The organism is Paenibacillus glycanilyticus NBRC 16618 (genome assembly GCF_004000805.1).
GTDB lineage: Bacteria > Bacillota > Bacilli > Paenibacillales > Paenibacillaceae > Pristimantibacillus > Pristimantibacillus glycanilyticus.
The window spans coordinates 1-23491 of the sequence record NZ_BILY01000057.1; the positions used below are offsets into that span (position 1 = coordinate 1).

Sequence of the window (23491 nt, forward strand, 5' to 3'; positions counted from 1 at the left end):
ACCCGATAAGACCCTGCCAGGGTCTTATCCCAGCAATACTCGTTTGCAACTCCCGATATGATGCCGCGGGCTTAACGATGCCGCGCATCGTTAATTCCAGCCAAGCGCTGACTGCTATAGCTCCAGCCTCCTGAAATTCGGAAACGGCTGGGCAGCTTCCTTGAGCGATCCGAGCCCCGTCATTTCCGCGACAGCCATCATACGTTCCCAGATCGGCCAAATGACAGGAGAGCTATGCGCCTGCCTTTTGGCCTCCTCGGATTTCCATTCGAAAATCTCAATAACGGTCCCGTCCTCCGCTTCAAGCTGAAGCAGCGGCAGCTCCGTAATCAGTCCCTCCCGCTTCAGAGCCGGTCCATGCTCCCTAACGATCTCATGAAGCTCTTGCTCCTTGCCGGCATGCGGCCGGTACAAGGCAATCGCGATATTTTTATCCGTCATCTCGGTCTCCCGCTTTCTGCCGGCAATAATTCATACAGCTCATTAACCGTGCATCCAACCGTGTCCGCAATGGAGATCGCCGTCTTTAACGGCATTAACCGCTTATTCTCGATATAGTCGGCCAGCCGCTCCGGCTTATACCGCAACTCTCCGGCTAATGCCTCCCGGCTCATCCCCCGCTCCTCCAATCGCTCCTGCAGCAAACAGCGGCCCAATTCATATTTCATGGCATAAATCTCCTATCGCCTTAAGTTCCGCAGAACGTCCGGTACGGACGCGGCGATTGTTCCGGAAGGGCGGCGTACGCCTCTTGCTCGCCCGAATAGGCATACGGGTTCACAAGCGCGGCAAGCAGATTATCCAATACGCACAGGTCTCCCTGTTCCGCCGCCTCCAGCGCTTCCTCTACCCGGTGATTGCGGGGAATAACAGCCGGATTGCTGCTCCGCATCAGCCGGAGAGCTTCTTCTTTGGACTCCGCTTGCCGTCCCAGTCTCGCCTGCCATTGCTGCTGCCATTCCGCAAACTCCGCCGTACCATGCAGCACAGTATCCTCAGCCTTATCCATGGATAAAGCCCGGAACGTATTGGTGTAATCCGCCTGATTCCGCTGCATCAGCAGCACAAACGCTTCAACCAGCGCCTCATCCTCCGGCTCCTCGTTAAAGATCCCCAGCTTCGCGCGCATGCCTTGCAGCCAGTATTGCTGGAACAGCTCGCTGTAATCCGACAACGCATCCTGAGCCAGCTCAATAGCCCCTTCTTCATCCTCGTCCATTAGCGGAAGCAAGGCTTCAGCAAGTCTAGCGAGGTTCCATGCACCGATAGACGGCTGATTGCCAAACGCATAGCGGCCTTCCCGGTCAATGGAGCTGAAGACGGTAGCCGGATCATACGTATCCATAAACGCGCATGGCCCGTAATCTATCGTTTCTCCGCTGATCGCCATATTATCCGTGTTCATAACCCCGTGGATAAAACCAACCAGCTGCCATTTCGCAATCAGCGCCGCCTGGCGTTTAACAACTTCCCTGAAGAAGCTGACATACCGGTTGTCACCGTCCTCCATATCCGGGTAATGCCTCTTGATGGCGTAATCCGCCAATGCTTGAAGCTCCTCGAGCGTCCCCCATTGGGCTGCGAACTGGAAGGTACCGACACGGATATGACTTGCGGCAACCCGGGTCAGAATCGCGCCAGGGAGCAGGCTTTCGCGCACGATCTCTTCGCCCGTCGTCACAACCGCAAGGCTGCGGGTTGTCGGAATGCCAAGACCATGCATCGCTTCGCTAATGATATACTCCCGAAGCATGGGCCCCAGCGCCGCGCGTCCGTCGCCGCCGCGGGAATAAGGCGTCCTTCCGGAGCCCTTCAACTGAATGTCGACTCTCTCTCCTTGCGGAGTAACCTGCTCGCCAAGCAGCACGGCGCGGCCATCGCCAAGCCGGTTGAAATAAGCGAATTGGTGTCCGGCATAAGCCTGGGCAAGAGGCTCCGCGCCTTCGGGAATCTGATTGCCCGCAAACACCTGAACACCTTCGCTGCCGCGCAGCGCTTCGGCATGAAGCCCCAGCTCCGCCGCCAGCGGTTCGTTTAACTTGATTAACCCGGGAGCGCGCACAGGGACAGGATTTTGCTTCGTATATAATAAGTCCGGCAGATCAGCATAGCTATTGTCTAGGTTCCAACCCGCGGTTGTTTTATGGTCCGTCATCTTTTGTTCTCCAATCTCTTTTTTCCTTATTATACCCTTTTCTTTCGCTCCGCCATAAAAAAAAGACCGCCGGCCGTAAAAGGCCAGCGATCGATTCTTATTATTCCGTGTACATCGCTTTCAGCTTCGCGCGTTCTTGTTTCGTAATACCAAGGCCTTTTTCAAGGAAATTGTCGATCGAGCCGTATTTTGCCTTCATCTCGTCAATGGCCGCTTGCAGGAATTCTTTCTGAACGCCCATCAAAGCCGTAATCGCCGCGACAACATTCTCATCCTTCACCTGAGCTTTAACGGCTTCAATCGCCTTCTTGTTCGCTTCCTCACGGTATACGTTGCTCAAGAGGTAGTCATCCATAACCGTCTTCTCGTCTACGCCAAGCGTCAGAAGAATGATCGCGGAGCCCAGGCCCGTACGGTCTTTACCGGCTGTGCAGTGCTGAACGAGACCGATATGGTTAGGGTCGTTAAGCAGCTCCATCAATTGGACGTAGAACTTCGGAGTGTCGACCATTTGTTTGTTAAAGCCAGCCATCATGGCAACCGCGCTAGCTTCATCTTTCATCAGGCCGGAAGCAATCATGGAGTTCAGATCCGCTGCCGAACCTGCATTCCCGGCATCCGTGCGGATATTAGTGATACCCGGGATTACCGGATCCGCCAGAGCTTTAACCTCTGCATCCGTACGGTAGTCCACGTTTGTTTTGATGCCCATTTCCTGAATGGTCTTGATGTCCGCGTCCGTCAAATGCCCAAGCTCTTCGCCGCGGAACAGCTTGCCCCATTTTACGGTTTTGCCGTCGGTTGTTTTGTAACCGCCGAGGTCGCGGAAGTTGTATGCGCCCTGCAGATTTACTTTGCGCTCCGCAACCGTTACGGTCGCGCCGCTGCTTGTTTTAATGTAGAAGTATAAGCGGGAGCCCGGCTTCGGATCCGCTGTGACATAGCCGTTATAGCTCGCATTGATGCGCTTCAGCTGCTTGCCGTTTTTGGCAATGTTGTCGGGCGAAGTGCTCCACAGGATTTTTGCGGCGCCAAGGTCTGCATTGGAGTTCCAGTGAATTTTCAGCTTGCCGTCAGCCGTCCGCTCAACGCTTGCTTGCGTGAATACGCCTTGCACTTTCTTCTGCGATACCGCAGCAGGTGCAGCGAAGCTTGCTGACGGTGCGGCTACCGCGCCAAGCGCAAGAGATGCAGCGAGTACGGTTGCTGCGTAAATTTTGGATACCTTCATTTTCATTTGCCCCCTACAATTTGGTTGTGTTCCGGTTGTATATAAGTTGTATTCTTGTCCTTATTGTAGGGGGGCTTTATAAGGGCCATTTTAAAATTTGATAAAGAAATTGTAAAAGCGAGGGGCCGCATATTTGCATGCGAATCCAACCATATTATGGCTATGCCTTAGGGACAATGGGAGGATTCTATGTTTAAAACATCTCGGGAATGGGTGAGCCGGCGTTCGCCTGCCCAAGTCATTACCGGCTACTATATTCTGGCTGTGCTTATATCCATTCTTCTATTCAGCATTCCTGCCGTGCGGAGGCCCGGAGTCGAGATCTCTTTCTTCGATACCGTCTTTACGGCCGTCAGCGTCGTAAGCGATACCGGTCTGAGCGTATTTAACGTGGCGGAAACCTACAGCGTGTTCGGCTATTTCGTTATTATGCTCGTCCTTCAATTCGGGGGGATCGGCATTATGGCGATGAGCACGTTCTTCTGGCTGTTGATCGGGCGCAAAATCGGTCTCCGCGAGCGCAGGCTTATTATGGTCGACAACAATCAATTCGCTTTATCGGGCCTAGTCCAGCTCGTAAAAGAAATATTGCGGATCACCCTTCTGACCGAGCTGATTGGCGCGGTCATCTTCGGATTACGCTTCCTCCGGTACTTCCCTACCTGGCAAGAAGCCTTCCTGCAGGGGCTGTTCGCCTCCGTCAGCGCAACAACCAATGCCGGAATGGACATTACCGGCCAATCGCTGATCCCGTTCAAGGATGACTATTTCGTTCAGCTGGTGACGATTCTGCTTATTATTTTCGGCGCGATCGGTTTCCCGGTCTTAATCGAGCTAAAAGCATTTCTCTCCCGCAACAAGCTGGATCTGAATCATCCCTTCCGTTTCTCGCTATTTACGAAGCTGACCTCCTTTACCTATTTCGCTTTGCTCGCGATTGGAACGGTCTGTATCCTGCTGTTCGAGTCGCAGCATTATTTCAAAGGCCTAACCTGGCACGAAAGCTTCTTCTACGCCTTCTTCCAGGCGGCTACGACGCGGAGCGCCGGCCTAACGACGATGGACATTACCCATCTGACGCTGCCGACGCTTCTGCTGATGTGCGTCTACATGTTTATCGGAGGATCTCCCAACTCGGTTGGCGGGGGGATCAGGACAACCACCTTCGCCCTCAATATGCTGTTTATCTACCACTTTGCCAGAGGGAGGCGGGACTACAAGGTATTCAAGCGCGAGCTGCATATAGACGATATCCTAAAATCCCTTGCCATCTCCATGATGGCAATCGTCATGTGTTCGCTGTCCGTGCTTGCCATCAGCTTCTCCGACAAGCAGCATCAGCTGGTCGCGATCATTCTGGAGGTGTGCTCCGCCTTCGGTACGGTGGGCTTATCTACCGGGATTACGCCGGATTTGAGCATTTTCGCCAAATGCATTCTTATGCTGCTCATGTTTATCGGAAGAATCGGACTAACGTCCTTCCTCTATATCATTGGCGGCCAGCAGACAACCTCGAAGTACCGTTACCCGGTAGAAAGAGTGATGACGGGATAGCCGTCTTCAAAATAATCCGATCGGAGTCTTGCCCTATTTCCCGGACCGCGTTATGCTGGGTGTAATCATATGGGATAGGAACGTTGTAAACTATGACGATCGGTATTTTCGACTCCGGACTCGGAGGACTAACGGTATTGGCGGAAGCGCTGAAGCGTCTTCCTGCCGAGAATTATTTATATATGGCGGACACGAAGCATGTTCCGTACGGGACCAAATCGGAAGAGGAGGTCCGCGACTTCGTGCTTCAGACGGTTGAGCAGATGGTTGCGGAGGGGATCGATGCGCTGGTCGTAGCCTGCAATACGGCGACGAGCATCGCGATCAACGAGCTGCGGGAGCGGTATTCTTTTCCCATTATCGGGATGGAGCCTGCCGTGAAGCCTGCCGTGGAGATGAACCGGGCAACGGGGAAAAAGGTTCTCGTCTGGGCGACTCCTCTCACCCTGCGCATGCCGAAATATTACGCGCTTGTCTCCCGCGTGGATGAAGAAGGAATCGTAGATTCCCTTCCAATGCCCGAGCTGGTGCAATACTGCGAGTCGCTGCAGTTCGATAAAGAAGTGCTGAAGGATTATTTTCTCTCCAAGCTGGCGCCTTACGACTTGAACGAATACGGCATATTGGTGCTGGGCTGCACGCATTTCCCGTTCTACACGTCTATTCTCCGGGATGTTCTGCCTGCGCATATTCAGATTGTGAACGGCAATCTGGGAACGATCCGGCGTTTAACCGCGATGCTGAGCCGCTACGGAATCGGCACGGGGCGCGGTAATGGCCAAGTACGGTTCATGTGTACCGGCGGAGAAGCCGCTTATATCGAGAAGATGCGCTCCGCGCTCTCCTATTTGAAAGAACAGGATCTATAGAACCGGTACCGCTCTGATGCGGTGCCGGTTTTTTTGTTGCGCCGCCGCCGATACATAAGATCGCACATGTTCATCGTAGGAATGCATCTTCAGCCTGGCAGGCAACTGGATTATGCTATGCACATACGACTGCTCTTTCGATTACAACCTCATGACGAAAAGATTCGAGACCGCCAATACCGCACGCGTAACCCGTTAGGTATTGGTTTTTTGTTCATTCGAATGGATGCTTGCAAAGCAAGAATGATCGGAGATAAGCGAATTCTTTCGAGGAGGTGGTTGAATGCAGCTATGCCTTAAAATGTAAGCGCATTAACGATTAAACTAGCAACCTATTTGACTAGGAGGTTTTTTATGTTCGCCAATAGTAAAAGGCTAAGCCGCAATCCGTTTATGATGTTCTCTCTTGCATTGGCCATTTTGTTATCGCAGCTTACGCTCTACCCTTCTACCTCATCGGCGGCGGGCGGTTCCAACCTTGCCATAGGCAAGACGGTAACGGCTAGCGGCTACGCGGATGTTTATGTCGCAGGCAATGTAGCCGACGGGAATCAGGCTACATATTGGGAGAGCACGAACAATGCTTTTCCGCAATGGATCCAAGTCGATCTTGGCGCAAGCACCAGCATTGATCAAGTCGTTCTGAAGCTTCCTGCCGGCTGGGGCACGCGCACCCAGACGTTGTCCGTGCAAGGCAGCACGAACGGATCGACATTCACCGACATTGTTGGCTCCGCAAGTTACGTTTTTAACCCTTCCGTCAGCAACAACGCGGTAACCATTAACTTCTCGGCCGCAAGCACCCGTTACGTCCGCCTGAACATTACGGCCAATACAGGCTGGCAGGCCGGCCAACTCTCCGAATTCGAGATTTACGGAGCAGCCGTAACTCCTCCGCCATCCGGCACTTATCAAGCCGAAAGCGCGGCTCTATCCGGCGGTGCCAAAGTGAATACGGATCACACTGGCTACTCCGGAACGGGCTTTGTTGACGGCTACTGGACGCAAGGCGCCTCAACGGCCTTTACGGTCAACGCGGCTTCCGCAGGCAGCTACGACGTCACGCTCAAATACGCTAACGCCCAAGGCTCCGCGCGCACGTTGAGCATTTACGTCAACGGCACCAAGATCCGTCAAACCACGCTGAACAGCCTGGCGAACTGGGATACTTGGGGCACCAAGACCGAGACGTTGACTCTTAATGCAGGCAACAACACGATTGCCTACAAATACGACTCTACCGATTCCGGCAATGTGAATCTGGATCAGATTTACTTGACAGCTTCGGCGACGCCTACTCCTACGCCAACACCGACTCCTACGCCGACTCCAACACCTACACCTACACCAACGCCTACACCGACTCCAACACCAACGCCGACGCCTACTGCAACGCCTACACCAACTCCTACTCCTACGCCTCCGGCCAGCGGGAACGTAGCATTAGGCAAAACCATAACCGCTTCTTCTTCAACCTTTACGTATGTAGCGGCTAACGGCAATGACGGCAGCACGTCCACTTACTGGGAGGGCAGCGGCAATCCAAGCCAGCTGACCGTTGATCTCGGCGCCAATCATGACATCACTTCTGTTGTAGTGAAGCTGAACCCGGCAGCCGATTGGAGCACGCGTACGCAAACGATTCAAGTATTGGGCGCGAACCAAAGCACAACAACCTTCAGCAATCTGGTATCCGCGCAGTCCTATACGTTCAACCCTTCCTCCGGCAACACGGTTACCATTCCGGTCACCGCTACCGTGAGCAAGGTCCAGCTGAACATTACGGCGAACTCCGGAGCGCCTGGCGGTCAGGTAGCGGAATTCGAAATTTACGGCACGCCGGCTCCTAACCCGGATCTGACGATTACAGGCATGACCTGGACGCCGGCCAATCCGGTTGAGACGGATGCCATTACCCTTAACGCAACCGTAAAAAATATCGGCAACGCCGGCTCCCCCGCCTCTTCGGTGAACTTCTACCTGGGCAGCGAGCTTGTTGGCACGGCTCCCGTAGCTGCCTTGGCTGCCAATGCGACAGCTGCGGTATCGGTTAATGCCGGGGCAAGAAATGCCGGCAATTATCCGGTAAGCGCGAAGGTCGATGAGAGCAATACGGTTATCGAGCAAAACAATAACAACAACAGCTACAGCAATTCGGCGGGCATCACCGTTGCCGCCGTGCAAAGCTCCGATCTGATCGTATCGACGACCTGGAACCCAAGCAATCCAAGCGCGGGCAATACGGTTACTTTTACGACTAACCTGAAGAACCAAGGGAATATCGCTTCCGCGGCCGGCGCTCATCCGATTACCGTGGCATTAAAGAACGCATCCGGCGCAACCGTTCAGACCTGGAACGGCTCGTATACCGGATCCCTTGCGGCAGGCCAATCCGTTAACGTAACGATGGGCACATGGACGGCCGTTAACGGCAGCTATTCGGTAACCACCACGGTTGCCGCAGACGGCAGCGAAGTAAGCACCAAGCAGACCAATAACAGCAATACGGTAAGCCTGTACTCGGGCCGCGGTGCAAACATGCCTTTCACCATCATGGAAGCGGAATCGACCTCCAATGCGACTAACGGCACAAAGCTGGCTCCTAACTTCAAGCCCGGCGATTATGCCGGCGAAGCATCCGGCCGTTCGTCCGTCTATCTGGACGCTACGGGAGAATACGTGGAATTTACGCTGACTTCCCCGGCTAACGCGTTTGTTCTCCGCAACGCGGTTGCCGAGAATACGACCGGAACGGTCAGCATTTATGCGGATGGCGTAAGCAAAGGCAAATTTAACGTTTCCTCCAAGTTCTCTTACCTGTACGCAACGCCTAGCACGCTTGGCCGTCTGGGCTACGACAATGCGCCTGGCGCAGGCTTAACGGCTTACTGGCTCTATGAGGACGCGCAGCTGATGCTGGATCAGGTGTATCCGGCCGGAACCAAAATCAAGATTCAGAAGGATGCGGGCGACGTATCCTGGATCTACGTCGATCTGCTCGAAACCGAGAATGTGGCACCGCCTCAAGCGAACCCGGATCCAACCAAATACGTGGCCGTATCGGCGTCCAAGTCGATTGACCAGGCGCTGACGGAGTTCAGACAGGATAATACGAAGAAAGGCATCTACATCCCAGCCGGCGAATGGACGATCAACAGCAAGATCTTCCTCTATGGCCGCGCAACGGAAATCGTAGGCGCCGGTCCTTGGTACACGAAGCTGGTTGCTCCTCAAAGCCAATCCAATACGGATGTTGGCTTCAACATCAGCGCCGCGGCTAACGGTTCAACGATCCGCGACCTGTCGGCATGGGGCAACTACATTAACCGGGTGGACGGACCGGGCAAATTCATCGATGGCAACGGCATGCAGAACGTAACGGTTCAGAACATTTGGGTCGAGCATTTTGTCTGCCTCTACTGGGGGGTTAACTCCTCCTACAACACGTTCAAGAACAACCGGATCAAGAACACCTTTGCGGACGGCATCAACATGACGAACGGCTCCTCGTACAATGTGATCGACAACAACTATGCGCGCGGTACGGGTGATGATTCCTTTGCTCTATTCAGCGCTACCGACTCGGGCGGCTCTTACAACGTAGGCAACAAGTACACGAACCTGACGGCGACTAACGTACGCCGCGCGGCTGCTTTTGCCGTATACGGCGGTTCGGATAACCTGTTCCAGAACCTGTATGGCGCGGATACGCTGACGTATCCGGGCATCACGATCAGCAGCTACAGCTTCGGCTACAACACGCTTGGCTTCGGCGACCAGGATACCGTCATTGACGGAGCCACGCTGGACCGCACGGGCGGCGACTTCTGGACCAGCGTTGGCGCCGACGACAAAATTAACGATTACCAGAACTTTGGCGCAATCTGGATCTACGGCGGCGACCGGGCAATCAAGAACATTCTGATCAAAAACGTGGACATCAACAATCCGGTCTACTTCGGCCTCATGTTCCAGTCCATGTCGCCAAACAATATGGTGATGCAAAATATACGCGTCGAGAACGTCAACATTAACAATCCGTCCCGCTACGGCATCAAGCTTGTCGTACGCGCCGAGCAAGGCCAAGGTCCTGCTTACGGCGGAGCAAGCTTCACCAACGTGAAGGTCAACAACCCGGGCATCTCCGCCATTTACGGCGAAGCGCAAAGCCCGAACTTCACCGTCACCCGCGTATCGGGGAATAACTGGTAAAAAATAACGAAGGCCCTCCCAGTCGCCAATGACTGGGAGGGCCTTTCCGTTCCGTTGCTCGCGGCGGCGATCCGGATAAAAGCCTTAACGATGTGGCACATCGTTAAGATCACGCTGCGGCTGCTTTGCCGTCGGCTTAACGATGCAGGACAGCGTTAAGGCAGTTGGTTTTGCCTATTTTCGCGCGATACCGGACATTTCCGGCCAGCTTAACGATGCGGCGCATCGTTAAGACCACACGATCACCGCTTCCCCATGACCTTAACGATGCCGCATATCGTTAAGCTGCCTGGATGCCTGGATGCCTGGATGCCTGGATGCCTGGATGCCTGGATACCTGGAGCACATCATAAACTGGCCTTGCTCGTAATACTTGCTCCTTCTTCGTATAATATAGTCAATACCATTAAAGGAGCTGATCCAAATGAACTTACTGGATGTCGCGATCGAGTTTGCAGCAACCGCCCATAAGGACCAATACCGCAAAGGAACCGGCATACCTTATATCTCCCATCCTTTCGGAGTGGCCATGCTCCTATCCTCGTACAACTACGGCGAAGAAGTGATTATAGCAGCCCTTCTCCATGATGTGCTTGAGGATACGGATACAACCGAGCAGCAACTAACCGATCTTTTTGGTCCCGAGATTACGTTTATCGTGCAGGGCTGCTCCGAGCCGGATAAATCCTTAAGCTGGGAAGAGCGCAAAACCCATACGATCGAGACTCTCCCCTCATCTTCGCTGGAAATCCGCTTGGTAGCCTGTGCCGACAAACTGCATAACCTGAGAAGCATGAAACGGGAGTTCGAAACATCCGGTCCATCCTTCTGGTCCCGGTTCAAAAGAGGCGAAAAAGAGCAAGCCTGGTATTACAAAAGCCTAGCCGAAGCGTTCGCTAAGCCCGAGGACAACTCCTCGCATCCCCTGTTTGCCCTGTTTATCCAAGAAGTGAACGATTTTTACGGTTAAAACGCCAGAGAGGCGGAAGCTGCGGCACAATCATGCCGACCAGCATAAACATGCAGCCGATTCCCGCGCGGACGCCAAGCACCTCGTCCAGCAGCAGGTAGCCGCCGATGGCAGCAAACACCGTCTCCAGGCTTAGAATAATGGCCGCCTGCGTAGGATGCGCGTTTTTCTGGCCGACGATCTGCAGCGTATACGCAATACCCACGGAACAAATTCCGCCGTATAACAACGGAATGAGGGCATCGGACAGACCTGAGAGCTCCACCTTTTCCGTAGAGAAGGCTGCGATAAAGCTCAGCACCGAGCAGGTCGCAATCTGCACAAGCGACAGCTTCAGCCCGTCCGTCCTGCGGGAGAAACGGTCGATCATCAGAATATGAACGGACCAGAATAAGGCGCCGACAAGCTCGTACAAATCCCCTTTGCCCAACGTGAGATCATTGGTCATGCATAATAAATATAGGCCGATAACCGCCAGAACGGCGCCAATGCCGCTGTTCACGCCAAGCCGCTGCTTCAGAAACAGGCCGAAGAACGGCACGATAACAATATAAAGTCCCGTAACAAACGCCGCTTTGCCCGCGGTTGTATACATCAGCCCGATTTGCTGCAAGGAAGCCCCAATGAACAGGATAAGCCCCGTGCATACTCCGTATATAGAAGCGCTCTTAAAGGAACCGCGAAGCTGCGCCTTGGTCTGGCCGGATTTCCGGTCCATGATCCAAATTAACGGCAATAACGATACGGCGCCCAATACAAATCTAACGGCATTAAAGGTAAACGGCCCTGTATGCTCCATCCCCTGACGCTGGGCTACAAAAGCGAACCCCCATATAAAGGCAGCAAGTATTAATAGCAAACTGGATTTCAATTGCGCTTGTTGTTTCATGAACGTTCTTCTCTCCTACCGGCTGACTAACTGCTGAAAGATTCATTATACAAAAAACAAAGCACAGCGGTAACCCGCCATGCTTAGTTTTAAAAAACCAATTATTAGTTTCCGTCTAAGGAAGCCCGGCATGCCACTTGATCAACTTCCATTCCCATTGTAGATGATTGCTCAACCAAGCTGCGAACCGGCACTTCAAGCTCCTGCTCCGGATCAGTTAACGGATAGATGCGCGCTGTCTCGTTTGTATCATCCACGTGCTGAATATAGACCTGCTTCCCGTTATACTTCACGTCCTCCATTACCGGAGAAGCGGCAATTTCTTTGGCGCGGTTAATGTCCACTGTATAATCCTCCTCTGCTTCAAGCTCCTTACAGTATGAGCGAAGGAGGAATGGAATATGCGCCCAATCGGTTAAGGAACGTTGCCTTCTTGGGCAAACCGTTCATAGTTAAAACGCAGCAGCTCAATGGCATGGGCAAGATCGTCTTCGGTGTTCAAATAGACGGAGACCCAGCCGGATTCCGGCAGGATATGATGAGACCTGGCTTTTCCGGTCGTTACCGCCTCATCCCGCTTGGCCTTTGGCAATAACAGATCCACCAGCCGCTCGCCGTGAAGATGTCCGATCTCCTTACCGTTCACCGCAAATTCGATACCGCCGAACCGGTGAGGGTCCGTCGTTACGCCCGGCCAGGATAATAGCAGCTCTTCCAAAACAGCTTTATTCCCCATAAGACCACCTCCGTATCCCCACCGTTAAGAAGCCTTATTTCCATCGTATTCCGAAAGCCCCGGAGAATTGCCCCTTCACCTGCACTTAACTTAACTTACACTTCACTGATCTCGCAATCACCTGATCACGTCTAGGTCCAACGGAAATCGTCGCGATCGGAACGCCAATTTCGGACTCCACGAACTCTACGTATTTTTGGGCGGCAAGAGGCAATTCATCGAATTGCCTAATATCCGAGATATTGCTTTTCCAGCCGGGCATTGATTTGTAAACGGGCTTTGCTTCTTCAAGCCTGGAGGTAATAGGGAAGCAATCGATAATCCCTTCATCCGTTTCGTAGCCGACGCAAACCGGGATCTCGTCTAAATAACCCAAGACATCCAGGTTCGTTAATACGACGGAGGTCGCTCCCTGCAGACGGCAGCCGTATCGCGTAGCAACGGCGTCAAACCAACCGACGCGTCTAGGCCGGCCGGTCGTTACGCCGTATTCCCCTGCATCTCCGCCCCGCTTCCTAAGCTCCTCCGCCTGTGCTCCATGAAGCTCGGATACAAACGGACCGGCGCCAACGCAGCTGGAATAAGCCTTTGTTACGGCAACGATCTGCTGGATGGCATACGGAGGAATTCCTGCCCCAACCGCCGCAAAGCCCGCAAGCGTCGAAGAGGAGGTGGTAAAAGGATAGATCCCATGATCGGGATCCCGAAGCGCCCCTAATTGTCCCTCCAGCAGAATAGGTTCTCCATGGATACAGGCTTTCTGAAGCAGCGATGCGGTGTCGCCTATATACGGTGCCAGAAGCTTCGCTTGCTCAAGCAGCTCCGGCAGCAAGTCTTCCGCCTGCACGGGAGGACGGCCGTAAAGATGCTGCAGAAGTACGTTTTTCGATTCTAACAGCCGCTCCAAGCGCTTAAGCAAACGGGCAGGCTCCAGCAAATCGGCAGCCTGAATCCCAAGCTTGGTATATTTATCCGCATAAAAAGGCGCAATACCGCGTCTCGTGGAACCAAAGCTGTTGCTTCCCAGCCTCTCCTCTTCCAGTTCATCGAACAGCCGGTGCACCGGCAATACAATCTGGGCTCTATCCGAAATGATTAATTTAGGAGTTGGAACTCCCCGTGCCGACAAGGCCTCCAGCTCATCCAGCAAAACGCCCATATCCAGCGCCGTGCCGGGACCGATCACATTCGTAACGTTTGGGTTAAAAACACCCGAAGGAAGCATATGCAGGGCAAACTTCCCGAAATCGTTAATAATCGTATGCCCCGCATTGCTTCCTCCCTGGAACCGGACAACATAGGAGGACTGCGCCGCCCATGCGTCGGTCATCTTCCCTTTTCCTTCGTCTCCCCAATTTGCGCCTACAATCGCCGTTACTGTCATTCTCATAACCTCCGCTTCATCAATTGCTTACTTACTAATGATAAAGCCCGAGAAGTATATTAGAATAATTCATATAACTAATATCTGATATAAATGTGAGGAATACCTATGGAAGTGAATTTGGAGTGGTACCGCGTTTTTTATTGGATTGCCCAAACCGGAAGCTTATCGAAAGCCGCCGAGCAGCTGCATATTACCCAGCCTGCGGTAAGCCATACGGTCAAGCAGCTGGAGAGCACGCTTGGAGGACAGCTTTTCTTCCGTACGCCTAGGGGAGTCACTTTAACCCAAGAAGGAGCCGTGCTGCTGCAATATATCGAGCAAGCCTTCCAATCCGTTCAGATCGGCGAAAAAGCGATAGCCGAAATGAACAATCTCCATACCGGGGAAATTGCGATAGGGGCGAGCGACACGTTGTGCAAGCATTATTTGCTGCCTTATCTGGAGCGGTTCCACGAGCAGCATCCCGGCGTCCGCGTCAGGGTTACCAACCGGACAACCCCCGAGACGCTTGCGCTCCTTAAAGAGGGCAAGATTGACTTCGGCATTGTCAGCCTGCCCGTATCCGACAAGCAAGTCGCTATACGCGAAAGCACGCTGCTTCAAGATTGTTTTGTCGGGGGCAAAGGTTATCAATCGCTCTCTGACGGCCCGCCGATTACCTTGGACCAGTTGAATTCTTATCCGCTGTTACTACTCGAAAAAGGAAGCAGCACAAGAAGCTATCTGGATGATTACGCGGCGGCCCGCGGTATCGCGTTTACCCCTGAATTCGAGCTCGGCAGCGTGGATCTGCTTGTCCAATTCGCCAAAAGCGGCTTTGGCTTGGCCTTTGTCATTCGCAACTACGTCATGGAAGAGCTGCAGCGCGGAGAGCTGGTTGAAATCCCTCTAGCCGAGCCTTTGCCCGGCCGCCATATCTGCATTGCTACGCTGCGGGGAATACCAATGTCCTCGGCGACAAAGTCCTTCCTGGCTCTATTGCCTTGAGGAAAGCTGATCATGCCAAAAAGCCCTCTGCCATACACTTGCAAAGAGTGTCGGGCCAGGGGGCTTTCCGCGCTAACGAAACGTCATATGCCTATTTGGCGAAAATCGGCCGTTTCCCAAGTCTAACGAATCGTAGTAACGTTATTGGACACTTTGGCGGTAAAAAGCAGGGTTGAAGCATGGAATAGCGTGATGTAGTTTCGTTAGAAATAAAAATCCCGCCAGATCAGCCGAATAGCGTTACCTAGATTCGTTGGCGTGATGCAGGGTGCACAAGGGTGCACAAGGGTGCACAAGGAGGAAGATTGGTTCCACGGCGGCTTCTGCCGTCCGGTTGGCGCAAAACTAAAGGCCGGAGCCCTCCCGTAAGAAGCCCCGGCCTATCCTATCCGAAGATGCTCAGCCCTTGTATAACCGCTTGCCGACTGCCGCATCCAGCATGGATTATAATTTTCCTTTCAAGTCCATGAGATACTTCAGGAGCACTGCGAGCGCGCCCAAGTAATAACCAACCAGAACGACCCAGCCCGTTACGTCCATTAAAGAAAGTCCCGCAAGAAGAAGCAGCGGCATCACGTAGTACAACAGGTCTTTCAGGTAGCCCAATACGAAGTCCAATGAGAATTTGCCGCCTGTTACCGTTTTGAACAAGTCAACCAACAGGTTTAAACCCATCGAGCCCAGCACGACCCACAAAGCAACTTCCATCCAAAGTGTAAGCGATCCTAGCACTTTTCATCACCTCCGAATTCGAGGAATGTGATACGCTTACATTTTATGCGGGAGGTGCGAAAGTTGTCTCCTTCAATAGCCTGTATCACCGACATATTGTTCAAAATAAAAAAAAAGACCCTCTAAAGGGCCTTATCGTACTTTATAGTCGCTGGGCTCAAGAATGATCGGCTTCCCCTGCGGATAGGTCACCCGCCCGCTCTTTGGAGCATCACGCTTATCCTTCTTCGCCGTCCATATTCTGTAGACCATAAGCGCCGCTACGATCATACCCGTCGTCCCGTACATCGCCTGCGCCCAAGGATAGCTTGAATCCGAGCCGATCAGAAGACCGTGCAGGAGGGCTAGAAAATACCCGGGAAATGCCAGCATATGCGTCAGCTTCCACGCTTTCTTGCCAAGCTTTTTCATCATGTCGGAGGACAGGATAACAATAAAGCACATATAAAACGAGAGTGTCCCCATGCCCGTTAGAACGGGATGCGATTCGGACGTGAACGGGATCAGCAGTCCGCTTACGGAATAGCCCACGTATTGGTCGAACAGCAGCACGGCTCCGTGCATCATGCCGAACAGAAAGCCGAACCAGCCCGCGGATTGATGAATGGTCAGCACCGTCGCTTTGGCTTTATTTTTAATTAGCCGCGATCCCATGGAAATACCGGCAATCGTGGACAGAAACAGGAACAAATACGACGTAATGCCCGCCGCGCGGGTTGTGGTCCATACGCTTAGAGCATCCAATATCTGATTCATACGCATAACCCCCTTTCCTCCGCATACTGACCGATGGCGCCAACCGTCCGGATCGATCCGTCATGCAGCACGCCTACCGCCGCGCAGGCCGGATGATTGCCCGCAAGCCATTCGAAGCCCTGCTCCCGGCCGAGAAGAAGGACGCATTTCGCGTATACCTCGGCGTCCGCCAGATTGGGCGCAAACAGCGTCACCTGGGCCAGATCGGATTCGACTGGCGCTCCCGTGCGCGGATGAATAATATGATGGCGGCTTTGGCCGGCGCTATCCTTCCATTGCCTTCTAACCGTATTGCTTGTGGCGATGCCCGCCGGGTACCTTACCCGAAGCGTCATCAGATCCCGGCTTGTTTCCCAAGGATCACCGATGCCAACCGACCAGCCTTCGTCCGGCACGCCCCACAGCGCAATATCTCCGCCCGCTCCAATCGCACCGGAACGTACGCCCGCATGCTGAATCATGAGGGACAGCTGATGGGCGCTCCATCCTTTCGCGAATCCACCCAAGTCGACCGCAAGCTTCAAATTCAGCGTTAACGCTCTTGTGCCCGGGTCCAGAATCAAAGGCTGCTCGCAATCAAAGGGATTAGCTGCAAACACCGGCTTCACATGCGCCGACTTCTCCGCCAAGGATTCAAACGTCCCGGAATATCCAAGCTCGCGAATGACATGTCCCATATAAGGATTAAACAGACCGTCTGTCGCTTCATAATAACGGTTGGCCTCAGCCATTACTTCATAGAGCAGCGTGGAGGCGGAAAAAGGTTGTCCGGCAGACCGGTTCATGTGGGACAGCTCGCTGCGCGGATTGAACCGGCTCAGCTTCTCTTCTACGACAGTGATCCAGCTTTCCGCCATCGCCTGCGCGCCTTCATGCAGTCCTTTTGTGAAAAACTGCGAATTCATCGCCCGGAATCTATGCAAAGCCATCTATGCTCCCTCCCTGCTATGAAGCATGCGTCCGCATGCCTTCGTCGCCGGAACCTGTTCCGAAGTCCGTTCCCGAGCCGAAATCCTGTCCCATGCCGTGTCCGCGGCCAAACGGCCTTTGCTCGAAGGAGCCCGTGCCGTCATTACCCTGGATTCCTTCATCGGATGGACTGCTATTTAGAACGTCGCTGCTGACCGGACTTGTTGTTGAATTTGCCGAAGAATGATTGATAACGCCCACCATCCCCGTAAATAACGCTACGCTGGAAAGACCGACAACCCATTTCACCCATTTGGAATTTGCCATAATATTGCCTCCTCTACACCCGTCAAATGTCCTATAATTGACAGTGTATCTCCTCTTCCTTAAACGTAGCTGAAATAAGATTCCGGATTAATTTTTACGAATAACGTCTTCCAACCGTTTCCTGCATCCTGCTATAATCGGCAGTAACGGATATTTTTCTCGTCAGGCTGGTGACCACCATTAACATACTGCTGGATTCGACAACAATCCTTATTTTTCTTGGAATTGCTTATTTATTTACCTTCATCCTTATAAGCGCTTATTGGCGGGATGTGATCAGAGCCTTGCCGGTCAGAATCTTTTTCCTGGCCAAATGCCTTCAGTCCTGCTCCTGGTTTCTTGTTGTCCTGCGCGGAGATATCCCGGACTTTCTGACTATCTCCGTTGCCAATTCCCTCATGTTCATCGGAGCCTCCCTTGAGACCATCTCCATGTTACGATTAAGAAACGAATGGCGGACACGCTATAAAATCATGTACAGACTGGCTATCCCTCTCAGCATTGCGGGGTTTCACCTCATCATGCTGCTCCATAACGAAGAGGAGGCCCGAATCGCCTATTGCTCTGCCGCTCTCGCCATCATACTTGCCCCTATGTACAGGCTGATCAAAGGACCTTCCCCGCTTATGAAAGTCATAGGATATATTTATCTGTTTGTGATTGCGGCCAATCTGGTCAGAGGAACAACCGCTCTCTTTACGGATATTCCCGCAAGCTTTTATACGCCGGGGATCTACCAATTGCTCTATCTGGTGACGATCTATATTCTTACGATCCTGGGGATTATGGGCTTTATGCTGCTGTGGAAGGAAAAGACCAACCAGGAGCTGCTTCATTACGCAAGCTATGACGATCTGACCGGTGCGTTAAATCGAAGAACGTTTATGACCAGCGCCAAGAGGTACTTGAATCACTATGCCAAGAAAGGCGAGGCGGTCTCGTACCTGCTGTTTGATATCGACAGCTTTAAGGACATTAACGATAAATACGGCCATCATACCGGCGATCTCGTGCTGCAGGACGTAACGAAGCGAATCCGGCATTACTTGGACAAGGACGACTTGTTCGTGCGTTACGGCGGAGACGAATTCGGCATTCTGCTTCCCGGCAAGGGCGAGCAGGAATCAAGCGCGCTGGCCGAACGGATTAAGATCATGCTGCAGTCCGCTCCGACCAGCCTGCCTGTCTCCTACACGATAAGCATGGGAGTGCTCACCGTCGTTCCGGATCAGCACACCCATATGGAATCGATGTATACGAAATGCGACCAGGCCCTCTACACGGCCAAAAGAAACGGCCGAAACACCATCTACCGAAGCCAGTTCGGCTAGAATCGGTCCCTCTTGGAAGAGCTTGCCGGATAACCGGCGGGCTCTTTTTTTGCTGCTCCAAGCAACGCTTACACTCCCTAATATTTTTGAGGTAAAATAAAATAGATCTACATTCGACAGCAAGCAGGTGAGCGCATCATGTTAGTCATTGACCGTAACGTTGTATCCGAATTATTAACGATGGAAGCCTGCATTCCGCTTATGGAAAACGTCCTGTCCGATTTGTCCGCCGGACAAGCCGAGCAGCAGCTCCGGTCCGTTGTTCCCGTCCGCCAGGGCGGCTTAATGGGACTCATGCCGGCGTATCTCGCCTCGCAGGAGGCCGTTGGAGCGAAGCTGATCAGCGTCTTCCCTCACAATCATAACCGCGGCCTTCCCTCCCATCAGGGCGTTATTGCTTTGTTTAACGCGGAGAATGGCGCGATAAACGCCATTGTTGACGGCCGTAACGTAACGGCCATACGTACCGCCGCCGTCAGTGCGGCCGCAACGAAGCTGCTCGCAAGAGAAGACTCGCGGGTTCTTGCGTTAATCGGAACAGGCGAGCAAGCCCGCACTCATCTCGAGGCATTGCTTCTTGTCCGCCCGATCGACCTTGTCCGTATATGGAGTCCTAACCTGGAGCATGCGACCAGATTTCAGAATGAGATGGGCGCCAAATACCCGGAGCTGACGATCGAGATATCGGCTACCGCGCAGCAGGCCGTTGCGGAGGCCGATATTATCTGTACCCTCACCTCCTCTACAACTCCCGTTCTGCAGGGAGAGTGGATTCCCGAAGGCGCGCATATTAACGCCGTTGGCGCTTGCCGGGCTCCCGACCGGGAGCTCGCTACAAGCGTTGTCCGGCAGGCGAAGCTGTATGTCGACCGGCATGAATCGGCCGTAAACGAAGCCGGGGACTATCTGATTCCCCTTCAAGAGGGGGTGATCGGCAGCGATCATATTATCGGCGAGATCGGCGAAATCCTTCTTGGCCTTGCTCCGGGCAGAGCCTCGGACAAGGACGTTACTCTCTTCAAATCGCTTGGCCTGGCCGTTGAGGATCTGGCCGTGGCGGCTTATCTTTATGAGCAAGCCAAGCTTCAAGGCAAAGGTATAACTATCGCAATCTAGGAGCGTGTCATCATGAAGGATCATCAAGGATTGTACGACTTTCACCTCACCCCGGAGCAAGAAAAGCGGGCACTGGATATCCATGAACGCAGCATCGTAATCGACCTGCTGTTCCAGGGACCTTTATCCCCCCGCGTTGTTCCCGCCGAAGTATCGGCGCAAATCAAAGAAGAGTGCGAAGCCCTGAAGGATGACCCGATGGCATACAGCGCCCTCCCTGCCAAACGTCTGCGGCAAATGTCCGTAAGCGGCGAACTGCCTGCCTTCAAGGAAGAGTGGTACCGCTCCGGAATCACGGCCGGCAACCGGGAAGTGGATTTGTCCAGCCCGGAAGCAATTATAACGAGCATGGGCGAAATGCAGGAGCAGTTCGACCGGTTCGACTGGCTTGTGAAGGCGCTAACGGCAGACGATATCCGCGAAGCCAAGCGCAAAGGGCTTAAAGCCGGCATCGTCACTTCGCAGGATCCGGGCGGTCTCGGCAAGAACCTCGACCTGCTCGAGGCTCTTCACGGCTTTGGCCTTCGGGTGCTTCAATTAACCTATAATAATCAGAATGCCATCGCTTCCGGGTGTATGGAGCTGGCGAATGGCGGCGTTTCTAACTTCGGCATGGCGTTTATAAGCCGCATGAATGAGCTTGGCATCGTTGTCGACACCAGCCATTGCGGCGAGCAAACCACGCTGGATGCCTGCCGTCTCTCCACCCAGCCGGTTATCGCTTCCCATACGGGCGTAGAAGCGATCTATCCTCACCGCCGCTGCAAAAGCGATGCCGAGCTTCGCGAGATTGCCGCTACGGGCGGCGTAATCGGCGTCTTTGCCATGCCATGGTTCGTTAATGGCGATCCGCAGGCTACAACCATCGATCATGTGCTCGATCACATCGACTATATCGTTCGTCTAGTTGGCGTTGACCATGTCGGTATCGGAACAGACTGGCCCATGAGCGACGTCGACTGGTCCCTCGTCTATTTCAAGGAGCATATCGCCCCTAAGCTTGGCTTTGCCAAAGGAGACGGACCGTCCACCGAGCTTGTCGCCGGACTCGAGCAATACGGCTTGTTCATCAACTTTACCCGGGGACTGGTGGCAAGGGGTTATTCCGATGAAGAGGTCAGCAAGATCATTGGCGGCAACTGGCTGCGTATTTTCGAACAGGTATGGGGATAGGAGGAGCTGCATATGACGATTTACAACTTTTATTGCGCGGGCGTATACGAGGGTAAGCTTCGTTTTACGGAGGATAAAGTGATGCATGCCCGAGTAGACCGCAGACGGCGTACGCAGATGCGGGAGCATGCGCTGGACCCGCAGGCGAAATACATTCTCCCGCTTCAGCAAATTCGCGAGAATCTCCCGGTCTACAGCAAGACCGAATGGTCCGGAGAGCGCGTTGTGACCGCGAATGGCGAAGCCTATCACCGTCATCTCACTTATACCGATGAGCAAGGACGCACTTCGCAGGTATGGGCCAGACGGAAAGACACCGCCGTGGATATCGTAACGCTGGACGGCGCCGTTATCGCCTTCCTCTGCCCGAACCGCTACGGCATGGAGATTATCGTGCAGGAAGGAATGGAGAAGCTCACTCCGCTTGTCGTGTACGACGATCCCCTGCTGTCCAAGCCCGAATACGGCGTAAATGATCTCGGTACGTTCCTGGTTCCAATGCGTGACGGTCTGAAGCTCGCAACCGACGTCTATCTGCCGGAAGGCATTCAGCCGGGTGCAAAGCTGCCTACGATTCTTGTCCGAACCTGCTATGACCGGGCCGGCAAGAAGGAGCATTTCCTGCGCTGGGCGAACAAGGGGTATGCCGTGGTGAACCAGGATGTCCGGGGACGCGCCGACTCCGAAGGCGAACTTGTCCCGTTCTATTACGAACGCGAAGACGGCAGCGATACGATCGACTGGATTATTTCCCAGGAATGGTCGAATGGCGATGTTGGCATGTGGGGCGCCTCCTATCTTGGTTACGTCGTCATGGCGGCATCCACCAGCGGACATCCGAATCTGAAGGCGGTCGTGAACGAAGTTAACGTCGGGTCGCCGTTTGTCGATACGGTCCGCCGCGGCGGCACCGTCTGCTCCTGGCCGCTGCTCTCCTGGACGCTTGCCCAATCGGTTGGCACCCGGACAGACTTCGAGATCTTTGGCGGCATTACCATTGACCCGGCCAAGGCCGTTGAAGCGCGTCCGATCAGAGACATCCCGCAGCAGATGATCGGCAGGAATTCCGGTCCTTGGGACTTCTGGAGCCAGCATCCCGAGTACGACGAATACTGGAAGAACTGCACCCACTCGGAGCGTGCGGACCAGATTAAAGCTCCGATGTTCGTCATCTCCGGCTGGTACGACGGCGACAGCCCCGGCGTATCGGAAACGTGGCGCCTGCTCACCGAGCATGACGTTCCGAACCGAAAAATCTGGCTTGGCCCGTGGGAGCACGGTCCAAACCGCGCCCGTGACTTGGAAGGCACCGCCTTTGGCGAGGATGCCGTCGTCTACGACTACGACGTTAACGTCCTCCGCTGGTTCGACCATTTCCTGAAGGGTACGGCAAACGGCATTAACGAGGAGCCACGCGCTCGCTACTACGTGGTAGGCGAGAACAAATGGCGGACATCGGCGGATTGGACGCCGGTCGAAGCGGCCGTTACGCCTTTCTACCTCGGAGGCGGCGGACGGGCGAACTCGGCCTTTGGCGACGGCAAGCTGACGCTGCGGCAGCCGCAGCAAGGCAACAGCCCCGATGTTTATATCTATAACCCGGCTGATCCGGTCGTGGATGCCGGGGAGCGGATCCCGGAAAACCGCCGTACGATCGAGCTCCGCCAGGACGTGCTCTGCTATACCGGCGACAAGCTGGAGCAGCCGCTTAAGATTGCCGGCGAACTGTCTGCCGTTCTCTATGCGGCAAGCTCGGCGGTCGATACCGACTGGGTTGTCGCGCTTAGCGACGTGGATGAAGCCGGCAATTCCATTCTGCTCTCCAGCTACATCGTACGCGCCAAATACCGTCACGGCTATGACAAGCCGGAGCTGCTGACGCCTGGCCAGGTAGAGAAATTCGAAATTTTCCTGCCGAATATCGCGCATCAGTTCCCTGCCGGACACCGCATCCGCTTCTCGATTACGTCGTCCAGCAAATTTGTCGCGTTCCCGAATTCCAATACGGGTCTGAACCCGTATGACGATCCGGAGCCGATTCCGGCTACGCAAACCATCTATCACTCCGAGCAATACCCAAGCCACGTTCTGCTGCCCGTGCTTGGCGAATAATACGATGCAAGGCCGGGCATCTCTTCCAGAGAGATTCCCGGCCTT

General features: G+C 53.9%; 21 protein-coding genes. 9 read left to right on the forward strand and 12 right to left on the reverse strand.

Annotated features, from left to right (window positions below):
- Positions 1-114: 114 nt before the first annotated feature.
- The 4 genes from PGL01S_RS28615 to PGL01S_RS28630 all read right to left on the reverse strand — a co-directional run bounded on the left by PGL01S_RS28615 (position 115) and on the right by PGL01S_RS28630 (position 3386).
- Entirely contained in the window at positions 115-441 is a 327-nt protein-coding gene (locus tag PGL01S_RS28615; RefSeq protein ID WP_127498783.1) for an antibiotic biosynthesis monooxygenase family protein, read from the reverse strand.
- Positions 438-668 (reverse strand): helix-turn-helix domain-containing protein, encoded by a 231-nt coding sequence (locus tag PGL01S_RS28620; protein WP_127498785.1) that lies wholly within the window; start codon positions 666-668, stop codon positions 438-440. Before PGL01S_RS28620 ends, PGL01S_RS28615 begins: the two co-directional genes overlap by 4 nt.
- A 20-nt stretch (positions 669-688) precedes the next feature.
- The gene (locus PGL01S_RS28625) at positions 689-2155 is read right to left on the reverse strand and encodes a protein adenylyltransferase SelO (RefSeq protein WP_127498787.1); all 1467 of its coding nucleotides are present in this window, start codon (positions 2153-2155) and stop codon (positions 689-691) included.
- A gap of 100 nt (positions 2156-2255) precedes the next feature.
- On the reverse strand, positions 2256-3386 hold the full coding sequence (locus PGL01S_RS28630; protein WP_127498789.1) for a tyrosine-protein phosphatase: 1131 nt from the start codon (positions 3384-3386) through the stop codon (positions 2256-2258).
- Between the two features lie 189 nt (positions 3387-3575).
- On the opposite strand from PGL01S_RS28630, the gene PGL01S_RS28635 reads away from it, so the two are divergent.
- The 4 genes from PGL01S_RS28635 to PGL01S_RS28650 all read left to right on the forward strand — a co-directional run bounded on the left by PGL01S_RS28635 (position 3576) and on the right by PGL01S_RS28650 (position 10991).
- Positions 3576-4940, forward strand: a complete 1365-nt coding sequence (locus tag PGL01S_RS28635; RefSeq protein WP_127498791.1) for a TrkH family potassium uptake protein — start codon at positions 3576-3578, stop codon at positions 4938-4940.
- Positions 4941-5032: 92 nt separating this feature from the next.
- Positions 5033-5809, forward strand: a complete 777-nt coding sequence (gene murI / locus PGL01S_RS28640) for a glutamate racemase (RefSeq protein ID WP_127498793.1) — start codon at positions 5033-5035, stop codon at positions 5807-5809.
- A gap of 354 nt (positions 5810-6163) precedes the next feature.
- Positions 6164-10021, forward strand: a complete 3858-nt coding sequence (locus PGL01S_RS28645) for a galactose-binding domain-containing protein (protein ID WP_127498795.1) — start codon at positions 6164-6166, stop codon at positions 10019-10021.
- Positions 10022-10445: 424 nt separating this feature from the next.
- Entirely contained in the window at positions 10446-10991 is a 546-nt protein-coding gene (locus PGL01S_RS28650) for an HD domain-containing protein (RefSeq protein WP_127498797.1), read from the forward strand.
- On the opposite strand, the gene PGL01S_RS28655 is transcribed toward PGL01S_RS28650, so the two are convergent.
- The 4 genes from PGL01S_RS28655 to PGL01S_RS28670 form a co-directional block, all read right to left on the reverse strand.
- The gene (locus PGL01S_RS28655; protein WP_127498799.1) at positions 10960-11880 is read right to left on the reverse strand and encodes a DMT family transporter; all 921 of its coding nucleotides are present in this window, start codon (positions 11878-11880) and stop codon (positions 10960-10962) included. The genes PGL01S_RS28650 and PGL01S_RS28655 overlap by 32 nt on opposite strands.
- A gap of 104 nt (positions 11881-11984) precedes the next feature.
- The gene (locus PGL01S_RS28660; protein WP_127498801.1) at positions 11985-12224 is read right to left on the reverse strand and encodes an H-type small acid-soluble spore protein; all 240 of its coding nucleotides are present in this window, start codon (positions 12222-12224) and stop codon (positions 11985-11987) included.
- Between the two features lie 71 nt (positions 12225-12295).
- Entirely contained in the window at positions 12296-12616 is a 321-nt protein-coding gene (locus tag PGL01S_RS28665; protein WP_127498803.1) for a luciferase domain-containing protein, read from the reverse strand.
- An 85-nt stretch (positions 12617-12701) separates the two neighbouring features.
- A complete protein-coding gene (locus PGL01S_RS28670; RefSeq protein ID WP_127498805.1) occupies positions 12702-14000 on the reverse strand; it encodes an adenylosuccinate synthase in 1299 nt (432 codons plus the stop codon).
- Positions 14001-14108: 108 nt separating this feature from the next.
- Here PGL01S_RS28670 and PGL01S_RS28675 point away from each other — a divergent pair, with 108 nt between their 5' ends.
- Positions 14109-14990 carry a LysR family transcriptional regulator gene (locus PGL01S_RS28675; RefSeq protein WP_127498807.1) on the forward strand — a complete coding sequence of 294 codons (882 nt, stop codon included), beginning with the start codon at positions 14109-14111 and terminating at the stop codon, positions 14988-14990.
- Positions 14991-15434: 444 nt separating this feature from the next.
- Here PGL01S_RS28675 and PGL01S_RS28680 read toward each other — a convergent pair whose 3' ends face one another.
- From PGL01S_RS28680 to PGL01S_RS28695, 4 genes are all read right to left on the reverse strand, one after another.
- Positions 15435-15722: a hypothetical protein gene (locus PGL01S_RS28680; protein WP_127498809.1), complete on the reverse strand. Its 288-nt coding sequence runs from the start codon at positions 15720-15722 to the stop codon at positions 15435-15437.
- 132 nt (positions 15723-15854) lie between these two features.
- Positions 15855-16478, reverse strand: a complete 624-nt coding sequence (locus tag PGL01S_RS28685; RefSeq protein WP_127498811.1) for a ferric reductase-like transmembrane domain-containing protein — start codon at positions 16476-16478, stop codon at positions 15855-15857.
- Positions 16475-17407 carry an FAD:protein FMN transferase gene (locus PGL01S_RS28690; protein WP_127498813.1) on the reverse strand — a complete coding sequence of 311 codons (933 nt, stop codon included), beginning with the start codon at positions 17405-17407 and terminating at the stop codon, positions 16475-16477. The genes PGL01S_RS28685 and PGL01S_RS28690 overlap by 4 nt, the downstream gene beginning before the upstream one ends.
- 16 nt (positions 17408-17423) lie before the next feature.
- Complete coding sequence (locus PGL01S_RS28695) at positions 17424-17714, reverse strand: hypothetical protein (protein ID WP_127498815.1); 291 nt, start codon at positions 17712-17714, stop codon at positions 17424-17426.
- A gap of 284 nt (positions 17715-17998) precedes the next feature.
- On the opposite strand from PGL01S_RS28695, the gene PGL01S_RS28700 reads away from it, so the two are divergent.
- The 4 genes from PGL01S_RS28700 (at position 17999) to PGL01S_RS28715 (ending at position 23446) form a co-directional block, all read left to right on the forward strand.
- Positions 17999-19045, forward strand: coding sequence for a GGDEF domain-containing protein (locus PGL01S_RS28700; protein WP_127498817.1), 1047 nt, complete (start codon positions 17999-18001; stop codon positions 19043-19045).
- Positions 19046-19183: 138 nt separating this feature from the next.
- Complete coding sequence (locus PGL01S_RS28705) at positions 19184-20161, forward strand: ornithine cyclodeaminase family protein (protein ID WP_127498820.1); 978 nt, start codon at positions 19184-19186, stop codon at positions 20159-20161.
- Between the two features lie 12 nt (positions 20162-20173).
- Positions 20174-21334: a dipeptidase gene (locus PGL01S_RS28710; RefSeq protein WP_127498822.1), complete on the forward strand. Its 1161-nt coding sequence runs from the start codon at positions 20174-20176 to the stop codon at positions 21332-21334.
- Between the two features lie 12 nt (positions 21335-21346).
- Positions 21347-23446, forward strand: coding sequence for a CocE/NonD family hydrolase (locus PGL01S_RS28715; RefSeq protein WP_127498825.1), 2100 nt, complete (start codon positions 21347-21349; stop codon positions 23444-23446).
- Positions 23447-23491 lie beyond the last annotated feature (45 nt).

Coding starts and splice junctions, on each gene's coding strand:
- PGL01S_RS28615 (WP_127498783.1), bottom strand. CDS start 441: ATGACGGATAAAAATATCGCGATTGCCTTGTACCGGCCGCATGCCGGC.
- PGL01S_RS28620 (WP_127498785.1), bottom strand. CDS start 668: ATGAAATATGAATTGGGCCGCTGTTTGCTGCAGGAGCGATTGGAGGAG.
- PGL01S_RS28625 (WP_127498787.1), bottom strand. CDS start 2,155: ATGACGGACCATAAAACAACCGCGGGTTGGAACCTAGACAATAGCTAT.
- PGL01S_RS28630 (WP_127498789.1), bottom strand. CDS start 3,386: ATGAAGGTATCCAAAATTTACGCAGCAACCGTACTCGCTGCATCTCTT.
- PGL01S_RS28635 (WP_127498791.1), top strand. CDS start 3,576: ATGTTTAAAACATCTCGGGAATGGGTGAGCCGGCGTTCGCCTGCCCAA.
- murI (WP_127498793.1), top strand. CDS start 5,033: ATGACGATCGGTATTTTCGACTCCGGACTCGGAGGACTAACGGTATTG.
- PGL01S_RS28645 (WP_127498795.1), top strand. CDS start 6,164: ATGTTCGCCAATAGTAAAAGGCTAAGCCGCAATCCGTTTATGATGTTC.
- PGL01S_RS28650 (WP_127498797.1), top strand. CDS start 10,446: ATGAACTTACTGGATGTCGCGATCGAGTTTGCAGCAACCGCCCATAAG.
- PGL01S_RS28655 (WP_127498799.1), bottom strand. CDS start 11,880: ATGAAACAACAAGCGCAATTGAAATCCAGTTTGCTATTAATACTTGCT.
- PGL01S_RS28665 (WP_127498803.1), bottom strand. CDS start 12,616: ATGGGGAATAAAGCTGTTTTGGAAGAGCTGCTATTATCCTGGCCGGGC.
- PGL01S_RS28670 (WP_127498805.1), bottom strand. CDS start 14,000: ATGACAGTAACGGCGATTGTAGGCGCAAATTGGGGAGACGAAGGAAAA.
- PGL01S_RS28675 (WP_127498807.1), top strand. CDS start 14,109: ATGGAAGTGAATTTGGAGTGGTACCGCGTTTTTTATTGGATTGCCCAA.
- PGL01S_RS28685 (WP_127498811.1), bottom strand. CDS start 16,478: ATGAATCAGATATTGGATGCTCTAAGCGTATGGACCACAACCCGCGCG.
- PGL01S_RS28690 (WP_127498813.1), bottom strand. CDS start 17,407: ATGGCTTTGCATAGATTCCGGGCGATGAATTCGCAGTTTTTCACAAAA.
- PGL01S_RS28695 (WP_127498815.1), bottom strand. CDS start 17,714: ATGGCAAATTCCAAATGGGTGAAATGGGTTGTCGGTCTTTCCAGCGTA.
- PGL01S_RS28705 (WP_127498820.1), top strand. CDS start 19,184: ATGTTAGTCATTGACCGTAACGTTGTATCCGAATTATTAACGATGGAA.
- PGL01S_RS28710 (WP_127498822.1), top strand. CDS start 20,174: ATGAAGGATCATCAAGGATTGTACGACTTTCACCTCACCCCGGAGCAA.
- PGL01S_RS28715 (WP_127498825.1), top strand. CDS start 21,347: ATGACGATTTACAACTTTTATTGCGCGGGCGTATACGAGGGTAAGCTT.